Origin of the sequence: Pseudomonas sp. LP_7_YM, assembly GCF_004364435.1 — a bacterium.
Taxonomy (GTDB): Bacteria; Pseudomonadota; Gammaproteobacteria; order Pseudomonadales; family Pseudomonadaceae; genus Aquipseudomonas.
Genome location: NZ_SOCT01000003.1, coordinates 317,231 through 330,369, shown reverse-complemented (window position 1 = coordinate 330,369; position 13,139 = coordinate 317,231). Strand labels below are relative to the sequence as shown.

The following is a 13,139-nucleotide window of genomic DNA, read 5'->3' as shown; positions in this document are numbered from 1 at the left end:
GCGAGCGTCACATCAGAACTGACCGACGCCTGCCAGCGCGATGCAAAAGGAAACGATCAGCATCAGCAGGATGGACATGTTGATGGACATTAAAGGGGCCTTTATCAGATTGAGGGCGCCATGATCCCTGTTCCTGAAGCTTAAAAGAATAGCGACATTCGCTATGTTCACTATCGACCACATCGATAGAATTATTTCCCAGCAGCGCACTCGTCTATGTCTGCGTCCTCTTGATGACCCTTTAAATTTCACCGCCCTACGCACGTCATGATGTGTAACTGTCATTGATCCCATGAGCGCCTCGGTGCAGTCCGGTTCCTGCAGGCGCATGCACCATTGGGCGGCGGCATCGGCAATGCTGTCGTGGTCGTAGGGATTGTCTGGGTCGTTCATGGTCTGTCCTGATTTTCGGCATTCTAACCTCCACCACCGGCCCCAGTAACAGCCGTCACGGCATATGCCTATCACTGATTCATGCACATTGACCGTAAATCCGCGAATCGCATGGCGGTTAAATACCCCGCGGCTCGTTCCCCTCTACGAGCGCCGCTAGGGTATGGGCTCTTGGATCGTTCAACACCCTCCATGTCAAAGGACTCCCATGGCCTCAACATCCGTGCGCATCACCGCTGAACACATTCTTTCTGACAACTGGTACCTGCTGAAGAAATACAGCTTCGATCTGCAGCGTCGCGACGGCAGTTGGCAGTCTCAGACCCGCGAGGTGTACGACCGCGGCAACGGCGCAACCATTCTGCTCTATAACCTTGAACGACGAACCGTGGTGCTCACCCGCCAGTTCCGCATGCCGGCATTCGTCAATCGGCACAGTGGCTACCTCATTGAGGCCGCGGCCGGCCTGCTCGACAATGCAAGTCCTGAAGAACGTATCCGCAAAGAGGCTGAGGAAGAAACCGGCTACGTCGTCAGCGCGGTACAAAAAATCTACGAAGCCTTTATGAGCCCCGGTTCGGTGACCGAACGCATCCACTTCTTCATCGGAGCATTCCAGCCTCAGGATCGTATCAGCGACGGTGGCGGCCTGGAGGAAGAGGGCGAGGATATCGAAGTCATGGAGTTGGGCTTCGAGCAGGCTATCGCCATGGTGCATACCGGTGAGATCTGCGACGGCAAGACCATCATGCTGCTGCAGTATCTGGAGCTGCGGATGATGTCGGCCCTTTCATAAGCTTAGTGTCAGAGCCTCCGACACCGCGCACGTGCTCTTGAAGCTCAGCCGTGTCGGAAGGCTGGCGTCAAAAAAACATCAAAATATTTCAAGTTGTACGATCTCCTGCCGATAGGTGATGACCACACGACCAGGAGGTGATTTATCCCATGAAGCTTACCGTTAAGAGCAAGCTACTCTGCCTAGCCATTATTCCAGCGCTATTGTTTGCCCTGATTCTCAGTGGCGTCGCAGCGTGGATGTTGCGCAGCAGCGCCGACCAGCAGATGAAGGAAACCCGCGAGCAGCTGGTGGAGCGTAATCGCCAGGTGCTGAAGAATTACGTGGATGTAGCGTTGACCACAATCAAGCCCTTGCACGATGCCTCCGCCCAGGGCGACATGGCCGCGCGGGACAAGGCGCTGCAGCTTCTCAAGCCGATGAAGTACGGTGAGGACGGTTACTTTTTCGGCTACGACACCCAGGGTGTTCGGGTCTTCCGTGGCGACAGCCCGGCAGGTGTCGGCACAAGCTTCTGGGACACTCGCGATCCGGATGGCACCTACCATTACCAGACCTTCGTCGAGGTCGCCAAAAACGGTAAGCATTACATCGATTACGCCGCGCCCAAACCGGGTGACGAAGCGGTGCAGGTGCCCAAGCTCGGTTACACCGTGTACCTGGAAAAGTGGGACATGGTACTGGGCAGCGCGATTAACATGGACGACATCGACGCCGCCATGGCGCTCGAACAGCAGGCCGTTACCAGCCGTACCCACCGCGTCCTGATCGGTGTCTTCCTGGTCACCTTGATCCTGCTGCTGGTGACCGCTGCCGCCGGCGTCTGGACCGCCAACGGCATCGTGCGTCCGTTGCGCATTCTCAAGGCCAATCTGGATGACATCGCTGCCGGTGACGGCGACCTGACCCACCGTCTGGAAGTGACCAGCCGAGATGAGCTGGGGGATCTGGCCACATCGTTCAACCTGTTCGTTGCGAAGATCCACGGCATGGTCCGACAGATCGCGCAGATGACCACCGACCTTGCCGGGCTGGTGGATCAAGCCTCGCAGCAGACCCAGCGCTCCGAAACGGCCATGCAGCGTCAGCGCGAAGAAACCGATCAGGTCGCCACCGCCATCCATGAAATGTCCGCCGCTGCACAGGAAGTCGCCAGCAGTGCGCAACGTGCTGCCCAGGCAGCGTCCGAAACCGACCAGCAAGGCCAGGCGGCACGCAAGGTCGTGGGCAGTAACATCACCGGCATGAACTCGCTGGTCAGCGATATCCGCAAGAGCGGTGTCAGCCTCGACAGCCTGCAGCAGGACGTGCGCTCCATCGTTTCGGTGCTGGATGTGATTCGCTCCATTGCCGAGCAGACCAACCTGTTGGCACTCAACGCGGCCATCGAAGCCGCGCGCGCCGGTGAAGCCGGTCGTGGTTTTGCCGTGGTGGCCGATGAAGTGCGCGCCCTGGCCAGCCGCACGCAGCAGAGCACTCAGGAAATCCAGGGCATGATCACCCGCCTGGAAACCGGCACCCATGCTTCGGTCGAAGCCATGCGCCGTTCCACCGAAGCGGGCGAAGGGGCCAACGTGCGGACCAACGAAGTGGGCGCCTCGCTGGATTCGATCTCCGACCTGATCGGCACCATCAACGCCATGAACGCTCAGATCGCCAGTGCTGCCGAAGAGCAGACGTCGGTCGCCGAAGAGATCAATCGCAGCGTGCATCAGATCGTTGGCGCCGTGGAAAACCTGGCAGAGGAAACCGAACAGAGTGCGCGCACCATGCGTGACGTTTCGGCGCTGGGCGGCAACCTCAGCGTGCTGGTTCGCCAGTTCAAGATCTGATGAATCGTTTAACCCGACCGTGCTGCTGGCACATGATGGCAAACGCTGGTTTAGTGTCGCCCGAATGCTTAGCTTGGTCACTATTAGCTGGCAATCGAATCACCGGGCAAGGGCTACGCAATGGGCTTTTTACCCCGGTGATCAATAACTAGAAACACCCAAAGCACACCCGTGTTCAGTCCCAGGAGATAAGAAAAATGTTCGATGACGACACCTCACCGGCGCGTCGCGACTTCCTACGCAAGTCGCTGACGCTTATTCCCGTCGTAACGCTGGCCAGTGCAGGACTGTCGTCCAGTGCTTTTGCGCAGACCCCGGCCAGTGATGCGAAGCAGGCGTCGGACGCCGTTCCAGGCCCGGTTACGGGCGATTACACACCGACATTCTTCACCCCCGAAGAATGGGCTTTTCTGATCGCGGCTTGTGATCGCCTGATCCCCTCCGATCAGGTAGGCCCTGGCGCCGTCGAACTCGGTGTCCCCGAATTTCTTGACCGACACATGCAAACCCCTTACGCCAACGGCGGCATCTGGTACATGCAGGGGCCGTTTTTAGAGGCTGCTCCGGAATTCGGTTATCAAGGTCGTCTGAACCTGCGCGAAACCCTGCGCATCGGTATCAAGGCCATGAATGCCAATTGCAGAAAAAACCATTCCGGCAAAGCCTTCGCTGAGCTTTCTGCTGCGCAACAGGAAGACCTGCTCAAGTCCGCCGAAAGCGGCAAGCTGGTGCTGGATGACATTTCCTCCAAGCTGTTCTTCACCAACCTGCTCAATGAAGTGCGCAACGGTTACTTCGCCGATCCGTCCCACGGCGGCAACAAGAACATGGGCGCATGGAAGATGATCGGTTATCCCGGCATGCGCGCCGATTACATGGACTGGATCACGGTGCGCGACAAGCCGTATCCGCTACCGCCGGTCGATCTGTCCGGGCGGAGGGGCTGAACATGGCGAACGCAAAAGCAAAAGTGGACGCCGTGATCGTCGGCATGGGCTGGACCGGCGCGATTCTGGCCAAGGAACTGACCGACGCAGGTCTGCATGTGGTGGTGCTGGAGCGCGGTGCTGACCGTGACACGCAACCTGATTTCGCCTACCCGAAAGTGGTCGACGAGCTGGAAGGCTCGGTGCACCGTCGCTACCTGCAAAGCCTGGCCCAGGAAACCGTGACCGTGCGTCACGACCTGACATCAACCGCTGTGCCTTATCGGCAGATGGGTTCGTTCAAGCCCGGCACCGGTGTTGGCGGGGCGGGCAGTCACTGGTCCGGCTGTCATTTCCGTGCGCTGCCGGAAGACTTCAAGCTGCGCAGCAACGTCGAACAGCGCTATGGCGCCAGCTTCATCCCTTCGGACATGAGCATTCAGGATTTCCCGGTCAGCTACGAAGACCTCGAGCCGCACTTCGACCATTTCGAATACGTCTGCGGCACCTCGGGCAAAGCGGGGGTGATCAGCGGGGTCAAGCAGCCCGGCGGCAACCCGTTCGAAGGCTCGCGTTCGCGGGAATTCCCGCTGGGCCCGAACCCGAACTACCTGGGCGCGGAAATGTTTTACAAAGGCGCCCGGGAGATGGGCTGGGACCCGTATCCGATCCCGGCGTCCAATGCCTCGGCGCCTTACGTCAACCCCTACGGTTGCCAGATGGGGCCGTGCAACGCCTGCGGTTTCTGCAGTGATTACGGTTGCCTGAACTACTCCAAGGCCAGCCCCAACATCAGCATTCTGCCGGTGCTGCGTCAGCGCAAGAACTTCGAATTGCGCACCCACGCGCAGGTGCTCAAGGTCAATCTGGACAGCGATGGCAAGAAGGCCACAGGCGTGACTTATCTGGACGCTCAGGGCCGTGAAGTCGAGCAGCAGGCCGATCTGGTGTTGCTGTGCGCATTCTCGCTGTACAACGTGCACCTGATGTTGCTGTCGGGCATCGGCAAGCCTTATGACCCGCAAACCGGCGAAGGCACCATTGGCCGCAACTATTCCTATCAGAACCTCAACCGCGTGGTGCTGTTCTTCGGCAAGGAAGTGCAGGCGAACCAGTTCATCGGCATCGGCGGCGCCGGTACCACGATGGACAACCTCAACGGCAACCAACTGGATAACGCCAAGGCCGGTTTCGTCGGTGGCGGTCTGGTGTGGGCGCGTCAGCCGGGCGCCGGTCCGGTACGCGGGATCAATGTACCGCCCGGTACGCCGAACTGGGGTACGCAGTGGAAACAGGCGGCCAGCGATGCATTCCGTCACTCGTTCTATTTCGAAGTGCAGGGCGCCTGCATGTCGTACAAGCAGCATTACCTGAGCCTCGATCCGACTTACAAGGACGGTTTCGGCCGACCACTGTTGCGCATGAACTTCGACTGGCACGACAACGAAATCAAGGCTTCGCAGTTCCTGGTAGGCAAAGCGCTGGAGATGTCGAAAATCCTCAACCCCACGGCCATGGCCGGTGACGCCAAGAAGCCGGGTGAGCACTACAACATCACCAAGTACCAAAGCACCCACACCTGCGGCGGCGCGATCATGGGCAGCGACCCGAAGACCTCGGCACTGAACCGTTACCTGCAATCCTGGGACGTGCACAACGTGTTCGCCATCGGTGCCAACGCGTTTCCACAGAACAACGGCTATAACCCGACCGGCATGGTGGGCGCGCTGGCGTACTGGTCTGCCAAGGCCATTCGCGAGCAGTACCTGCAAAACCCCGGCCCGCTGGTTCAGGCATAAGGAGAGACGACCATGAAAAAGTTTCTTCTGAGCCTGATCACCCTTGCGGTACTGGTGTTCGTCGCGTTGCTGGCATTCGCCCTGTGGCCCACCTCGACCCCGGCGCTGGTGGCCTCAGCCGACACCGATCAGGCAGCATTGGTAGAGAAAGGGCGGTACCTGGCCGATGCCGGCGACTGCACGGCTTGTCACACCGCTCCTGGCGGCAAACCGTTCGCCGGTGGCCTGCCGATCGCTTCGCCGATCGGCACGCTGTACAGCAGCAACATCACGCCCGAAAAGGCATCCGGCATTGGCAATTACTCGCTGGGTGACTTTGACCGGGCCGTGCGTCATGGCATCGCCGCCAACGGCAACAGTCTCTATCCAGCGATGCCGTACCCGGCCTATGCGCGCACCAGCGACGAGGACATGCGTGCGCTGTACGCCTACTTCATGCACGGCGTTGCGCCGGTGTCCGCAGAGAACCGTGCCAACGACGTGCCGTGGCCGTTGTCGATGCGCTGGCCTCTGGCGATCTGGCGCAAGGTGTTTGCCCCGGCCCCCCAAGCGATGGGGTTCGACGCCGGACGTTACAAGGATCCGCAGGTCGCCCGCGGTGCTTATCTGGTGCAGGGGTTAGGACACTGCGGCACGTGCCACACGCCACGTGCGCTGACGTTGCAGGAGAAGGCGCTGGACGAGTCGGGCCCCGAATACCTGTCGGGTGGTCCGGTGATCGACGGCTGGCTGGCGGTGAATCTGCGGGGCAACCCGGCTGACGGGCTCGGTAGCTGGAGCATCGATGACATCGTCGCCACCCTGCGCAGCGCCCGCAGTCCCACCCATGCGGTATTGGGCGGCCCCATGGGCGATGTGGTCACCCATAGCACCCAGCACCTCAACGAAGCCGACCTGCAGGCGGTGGCGGTGTACCTGAAAACGTTGCCCGCCAGCGAACGTCAGGTCTCCAGCTTCAAGGCCGATCCCACGACGGCCAAGGCGCTGGCGGCAGGGCAAGAGGGCAGCCGCGGTGCCGAGTTGTACGTCGATAACTGTTCGGCCTGCCACCGCACCAACGGCCAGGGCTACGAACGCGTGTTCCCGAAGATCGCCGGCAACTCGTCGGTGCTGTCGGAGGATCCGGTGTCGATGATTCGTCTGGTCCTGGCAGGCAGCAAATTACCGTCGACCGCCACGGCGCCGTCAGAGCTGGGCATGCCCGGTTTTGCCTGGCGGATGTCGGATGAAGAGGTGGCGCAACTGCTGACCTTCATTCGCAGCAGCTGGGGCAACCAGGCGCCAGCGGTGAACGCCGGACAAGTGGCGAAGATGCGCGCGACCTTGCCCAAGGAGTCGCCAGCGGTCAGCCGTACGGACATTGCCAAGCCTTGAGTCGTTGAAAAAAAACGGTGATTTTGCCCGCAGGTGGCAGGCGCACAGCCTGCTGTCCTTGCCGGGCAAAATTGGACCGTTCCCTACTAGCGGTCCGTTGAACGGATCACGTCTTCCAAGCTGTAATCTTCGCCTGCAGCTTCTCACGCACCCTCTTGAGCGCGTCGCCGCCCAGCAACCAGTAGGCTGACGGTGTTCAGCTTTGAACGGTGGCCGTGTTCTTCGCCACCAGGCGCAACCCGCTCGCAACGCTGCCAACCGCCGCGAACCCTGCGCCGATGCTCAGCGCCAAGACCGGGCCGTGTGCGCTGGAAATGCCGAAGCTCAAGGCAACCAGTGCGGCGCCGGTGGCCTGACCGAGCAGACGCGCGGTGGCGATGGTGCCGCTGGCGCCACTGGAGCGTTCTTTTGGGGCGCTGGTCATGAGTGCCTTCTGGTTCGGCGCTTGAAAGAAGCCAAAGCCCAGGCCGCACAGAATCATTCGTGCAGTGATGGACATCACACTGGCATCGGCAGGCATGGTCGCCAGCGAAATCATCCCCACGCACAGCATCGCCAGCCCGATCCCACCCAACAGCCCCGGCGCATACCGGTCCGACATTCGCCCGGCAAACGGTGCGATCATCGCTACCACCAGCGACCACGGGGTCATCAGAAAGCCGGTCTGCACGGGGTCACGGCCCAAAGTGGATTCGAAGAAAAATGGCAGCGACACGAATGCCAGCCCCTGAGTCGCAAAGGAACAAAACGCTGTCAGCGCGGACAGGGCGAACATCGGGCGCCTGAGCAGATCCAGCGGAAACATCGGCGCAGGGTGCCCGGATTCGCGCCTGAGCATTGCGGCGCCACCCACCAGAAAGATCGCCAGCGCGATCAGCACGCTGCTCATCGAACCCAGTTGTGCGGCCTGGCTCAGGGCGAAAATCAGGGCACCGAAGGTGATGACGTTGAGGATCGCCGTCACGCGGTCGAACACCAGACTGCCGGGGTTGGTGGCAGGTAAGGAGTTCCATGCGAATACCAGAGCGAATAAGCCAATGGGCAGGTTGATCGCGAACAGCCACGGCCAGTTGGCGACCGACAGCACCAGCGACGCAATGGTCGGCCCGATGGAAAACGAAGTACCGACCACCAGCGCATTCATCCCCAGGCCGCGACCGAGTCGCTCACGAGGGAAGATCGAGCTGATCAGCCCGGCATTGACGCTCATGATGGCACTGGCGCCAATGCCTTGCAGCACACGGGCCACGGTCAACGTAGGCAGCGACCAGGAGAACGTGCACAGCGCCGAAGACACCACGAACAGAATCAGCCCGCCGAGGTACACCTTGCGTTGCCCCAGCACCCCACCCAGTGCGGCGAAGGGCAACAACGTGGCGACCGCTGCCAGTTGGTAGGCGTTGATGATCCACACGCAAGCTGCAGGTGATGCATGCAGATCGGCCGCGATAGCAGGTAAGGCGGTATTGGCAATGGCGGTATCAAGCGTCGCCAGAGCGATGGACATCAGAATGGCCGCCATGCCGCGAAATTCGCGGGAGGTGAGCTTATCGTTGACGCGCGGGAAATCCTGAGTGGCGGGCTCAACCATTATTGACAACGCTCCGGGGGAAACTGCGGGCAGGGCTGCAAGCACAGAAGAAGCCGTGATGGTGCCGCTTTGTTAGGGAGCTATGCAATGGGCAGGTGAGGTGGCTGGAGTCGGTTAGGACAAATAGTTGAGGTTAAATTGTTGAGGTTAAATTGTTGAGGTTGGAGGCATCGGGCGCAGCACTAGCCCTGGGTGAACGAATTCATTCGCGAGACGGCGGCAAATCCGGGTGATAGGTACCGGGTGCACGTTCGTCTCGCGCATGGATCGCTCCACAGTGGGTTTGCAGCGTAGCTTAACCCCCTTGGGTATCGATATCTGCGTCGGTCTCGCCGGTGTCTTTTTCCTCACCGGTGGTGTCCAGAGACTCATGCTCCTCAGGCTCGAAATTTGGGGTATAGGTGTTTTCGCCCGATTGACTGCCTTTGTTCTCCTGACCTTGCGCGCTGTTTTGCTCGCCTGGTCTTGAAGTCGCTGGCTTATCCTGGCCCATGTGATTGTCCGGGGTATCCGGATCAATCGCTGGGTCGTTGCGGTCGGTGGTCTGCTGATTGTCTTGGGTAGCCATATGCACCTCTTCGGAATGCCCGACTTAACAGGGCTTGAACATATCGAGGGCTCAGCGACGCAGGCGTTCGATGTATTTGCTAACCGGTTGTCCGGGTTCTGCATGTGCTTTTTTACGCGTTAGCTCAGACATCGCCAGACGCGACTTGGGTTCAGGCCCGTGGAGCGTTGCCTGCGCGAAGCAATCCGACGAAGTCGGACCCAACCAGAACCAGCGCCATCTAAAACAAAACAGGGGAAGCCAGACCAAAATCTGCTCCCCCCTCGTTGAGCTTGCAGCTTCTAACTCGCCGCTGCTCTTTTTAGATGACCGCCAGAATCGCCCCGGTCACCGCTTCGATATTGCCCTTGTTCAACGCCGCCACACAAATCCGCCCCGTATCCAGCGCATAAATCCCAAACTCACTACGCAGGCGATGAACCTGCGGCGTGGTCAGACCCGAATACGAAAACATCCCACGCTGACGAGCGACAAAACTGAAATCCTGCCCCGCCGCATTATTCGCCAGACGCCGAGTCATCTCCTCGCGCATCCCACGAATGCGCACACGCATTTCGCCCAACTCGTCTTCCCACTTCTGACGCAACTCTGGATTGTTCAAAACCGCCGCGACAATGGTCGCGCCATGGGTCGGCGGGTTGGAATAGTTGGTGCGGATCACGCGCTTGACCTGAGACAGCACACGGGCTGTCTCTTCCTGCGAACCGGTCACGATCGACAGCGCGCCCACACGCTCGCCATACAGCGAAAACGACTTGGAAAACGAACTGGACGCGAAAAAGGTCAGGCCGGAATCGGCGAACAGGCGCACGGCAGCGGCGTCTTCATCGATTCCGTCGCCAAAGCCCTGATAGGCCATGTCGAGGAACGGCACATGACCCTTTGCTTTCAACACTTCCAGAACTTGCTTCCAGTCTTCAAGGGTCAGATCGACACCGGTCGGGTTGTGGCAGCAGGCGTGCAGCACCACGATTGAACCGGAGGGCAGGTGCTGCAGGTCTTCGAGCATGCCCGCGCGGTTCACATCGTGGGTCGCAGCGTCGTAATAACGATAGTTCTGCACCGCAAAGCCTGCGGTTTCGAACAATGCCCGATGGTTTTCCCAGCTTGGATCACTGATCGCTACCACGGCATTCGGTGACAGCTGCTTGAGGAAGTCAGCACCGATTTTCAGTGCACCTGTACCGCCGACTGCCTGCACGGTCATCACGCGGCCCGAAGCCAGTAATGGCGACTGAGCACCGAACAGCAGGGTTTGCACAGCCTTGTCGTAGGCGGCGATGCCGTCGATTGGCAGATAACCACGCGGAACGTGCTGAGCGACGCGAATTTCCTCGGCTTCGGCAACGGCACGCAGCAGCGGAATTTTCCCTTCTTCGTTGCTGTAGACGCCTACACCCAGGTTGACCTTGGTGGTACGGGTATCGGCGTTGAATGCTTCGTTGAGGCCCAGGATAGGATCGCGAGGTGCCATTTCGACAGCGGAGAACAGGCTCATTTTTGCGGCGGCTCTGAATGGGAGTGAATAGGTCGCATCGCTCCGGCCGAATGCACTGGAGCGGTGCACAAACGGGGAGTCAGTATAGAGAGCATCGCGCACCGGGGCGACAGGGCATGGCCGGTTTTTTCCGGGTTTTTCCGATTTTTTTCGACCATTAGTCATGTGCCGGGGACTAATGTCCTGATGATGGCTTGAAAGCTGGCGTCGCGGACTCCATTTGTAGTCCCATCATCTTTTCTTCGTACGCCTTTTCTCATGGCGAGATCAGTCGTCCGCGCTCATCACGCTCAGGCCCGAGAGCTTTCGAGGCCGGGGCGAACACAGAGGTATGCCATGTCCGAGTTTCAGCTCGTTACCCGTTTTGAGCCGGCCGGTGATCAACCGGAGGCGATTCGTCAGCTGGTCGAAGGCATCGATGCTGGCCTGTCCCACCAGACCCTGCTCGGTGTGACCGGTTCGGGCAAGACCTTCAGTATTGCCAACGTGATCCAGCAGGTGCAGCGCCCGACCCTGGTACTGGCGCCGAACAAGACCCTGGCCGCGCAGTTGTATGGCGAGTTCAAGGCGTTCTTCCCCAATAACGCCGTCGAGTATTTCGTTTCTTACTACGATTACTATCAGCCCGAAGCCTACGTGCCGTCGTCGGACACCTTCATCGAGAAGGACGCCTCGATCAATGACCACATCGAACAGATGCGCCTCTCCGCTACCAAGGCGTTGCTGGAGCGCAAGGACGCGATCATCGTTACCACGGTGTCGTGCATCTACGGTCTGGGTAGCCCGGAAACCTATTTGCGCATGGTCTTGCACGTCGACCGTGGCGACAAGCTCGATCAGCGCGCCTTGCTGCGTCGTCTGGCTGACCTGCAATACACCCGCAATGACATGGATTTTGCCCGGGCGACCTTCCGGGTGCGTGGCGATGTGATTGATATCTTCCCGGCCGAATCGGACCTGGAAGCTATCCGCATCGAGCTGTTCGACGATGAGGTCGAGAGCCTGTCGGCGTTCGACCCGTTGACCGGCGAAGTCATTCGAAAACTGCCGCGCTTCACCTTCTACCCCAAGAGCCACTATGTGACGCCGCGTGAAACGTTGCTGGACGCCATGGAAGGGATCAAGGTCGAGCTGCAGGAGCGTCTGGAGTACCTGCGTGGCGCCAACAAACTGGTGGAAGCCCAGCGCCTTGAACAACGCACCCGTTTCGACCTGGAGATGATTCTCGAACTGGGTTACTGCAACGGTATCGAAAACTACTCGCGCTACCTGTCCGGCCGTCCGTCCGGGGCGCCGCCGCCCACGCTGTATGACTATCTGCCGGATGACGCGCTGCTGGTGATCGACGAATCCCACGTCAGCGTGCCGCAGGTCGGCGCCATGTACAAAGGTGACCGCTCGCGCAAGGAAACCCTGGTCGAGTACGGCTTCCGTCTGCCGTCGGCACTGGACAACCGGCCCATGCGCTTCGATGAATGGGAAAATATCAGCCCGCAGACCATCTTCGTTTCGGCGACGCCTGGGACGTACGAAGGCGAGCACGCCGGGCGCGTGGTCGAGCAGGTGGTGCGGCCCACCGGCCTGGTCGATCCTCAGATCGAGATCCGTCCGGCGCTGACTCAGGTCGACGACCTGCTGTCCGAGATCAAGAAGCGCGTGGACATGGAAGAGCGGGTACTGGTCACGACCCTGACCAAACGCATGTCCGAAGACTTGACCGATTATCTGGCGGACCACGGCGTGCGGGTGCGCTACCTGCACTCTGACATCGATACGGTGGAGCGGGTCGAAATCATTCGCGACCTGCGCCTGGGCACCTTCGACGTGCTGGTGGGGATCAACCTGCTGCGCGAGGGACTGGACATGCCGGAAGTGTCGCTGGTGGCGATTCTTGACGCTGACAAGGAAGGCTTCCTGCGGTCCGAGCGCTCGCTGATCCAAACCATCGGTCGGGCGGCGCGCAACCTCAATGGACGGGCGATTCTCTACGCCGACAGAATCACCGGCTCCATGGAGCGGGCCATCGGCGAGACCGATCGCAGGCGTGAAAAGCAGATCGCCTTCAACCTGGCCAACGGCATCATTCCCAAAGGCGTGGTCAAGGACGTCACTGACATCATGGAAGGTGCCACCGTGCCTGGCTCGCGCAGCAAGAAACGCAAGGGCATGGCCAAGGCTGCCGAGGAGAACGCCAGGTACGAAGCCGAACTGCGCTCGCCAAGCGAGATCACCAAGCGCATTCGTCAACTGGAAGAAAAGATGTATCAGCTGGCACGGGATCTGGAGTTCGAAGCGGCCGCCCAGATGCGCGACGAAATCACCAAGCTGCGTGAGCGGTTGCTGGCGGTTTGAGGCAAACACA

10 protein-coding genes and 1 pseudogene are annotated in these 13,139 nt (G+C 60.0%); 7 read left to right on the top strand and 4 right to left on the bottom strand.

Annotated features, from left to right (window positions below; genetic code table 11):
• Positions 1-12 precede the first annotated feature (12 nt).
• The gene (locus EC915_RS10560) at positions 13-393 is read right to left on the bottom strand and encodes a hypothetical protein (RefSeq protein WP_133750466.1); all 381 of its coding nucleotides are present in this window, start codon (positions 391-393) and stop codon (positions 13-15) included.
• Between the two features lie 208 nt (positions 394-601).
• Here EC915_RS10560 and EC915_RS10555 point away from each other — a divergent pair, with 208 nt between their 5' ends.
• The 6 genes and pseudogenes from EC915_RS10555 to EC915_RS10535 all read left to right on the top strand — a co-directional run bounded on the left by EC915_RS10555 (position 602) and on the right by EC915_RS10535 (position 7,120).
• Positions 602-1,189 carry an NUDIX domain-containing protein gene (locus tag EC915_RS10555; protein ID WP_133750465.1) on the top strand — a complete coding sequence of 196 codons (588 nt, stop codon included), beginning with the start codon at positions 602-604 and terminating at the stop codon, positions 1,187-1,189.
• Positions 1,190-1,338: 149 nt separating this feature from the next.
• A pseudogene (locus EC915_RS25590) lies at positions 1,339-2,163 on the top strand (cache domain-containing protein); the annotation flags it as partial.
• Between the two features lie 15 nt (positions 2,164-2,178).
• Positions 2,179-3,021, top strand: a complete 843-nt coding sequence (locus EC915_RS25585; protein ID WP_372237879.1) for a methyl-accepting chemotaxis protein — start codon at positions 2,179-2,181, stop codon at positions 3,019-3,021.
• A gap of 197 nt (positions 3,022-3,218) precedes the next feature.
• Complete coding sequence (locus tag EC915_RS10545) at positions 3,219-3,968, top strand: gluconate 2-dehydrogenase subunit 3 family protein (protein WP_133750463.1); 750 nt, start codon at positions 3,219-3,221, stop codon at positions 3,966-3,968.
• Between the two features lie 2 nt (positions 3,969-3,970).
• A complete protein-coding gene (locus EC915_RS10540) occupies positions 3,971-5,746 on the top strand; it encodes a GMC family oxidoreductase (RefSeq protein ID WP_133750462.1) in 1,776 nt (591 codons plus the stop codon).
• Between the two features lie 12 nt (positions 5,747-5,758).
• On the top strand, positions 5,759-7,120 hold the full coding sequence (locus EC915_RS10535) for a cytochrome c (RefSeq protein ID WP_133750461.1): 1,362 nt from the start codon (positions 5,759-5,761) through the stop codon (positions 7,118-7,120).
• Between the two features lie 196 nt (positions 7,121-7,316).
• On the opposite strand, the gene EC915_RS10530 is transcribed toward EC915_RS10535, so the two are convergent.
• The 3 genes from EC915_RS10530 to EC915_RS10520 form a co-directional block, all read right to left on the bottom strand.
• Complete coding sequence (locus EC915_RS10530; RefSeq protein WP_133750700.1) at positions 7,317-8,642, bottom strand: MFS transporter; 1,326 nt, start codon at positions 8,640-8,642, stop codon at positions 7,317-7,319.
• A gap of 364 nt (positions 8,643-9,006) precedes the next feature.
• Positions 9,007-9,279 (bottom strand): hypothetical protein, encoded by a 273-nt coding sequence (locus EC915_RS10525; protein WP_133750460.1) that lies wholly within the window; start codon positions 9,277-9,279, stop codon positions 9,007-9,009.
• A gap of 301 nt (positions 9,280-9,580) precedes the next feature.
• Complete coding sequence (locus tag EC915_RS10520) at positions 9,581-10,777, bottom strand: amino acid aminotransferase (RefSeq protein ID WP_133750459.1); 1,197 nt, start codon at positions 10,775-10,777, stop codon at positions 9,581-9,583.
• Positions 10,778-11,113: 336 nt separating this feature from the next.
• On the opposite strand from EC915_RS10520, the gene uvrB reads away from it, so the two are divergent.
• On the top strand, positions 11,114-13,129 hold the full coding sequence (uvrB, locus tag EC915_RS10515; RefSeq protein WP_133750458.1) for an excinuclease ABC subunit UvrB: 2,016 nt from the start codon (positions 11,114-11,116) through the stop codon (positions 13,127-13,129).
• Positions 13,130-13,139: the final 10 nt, after the last annotated feature.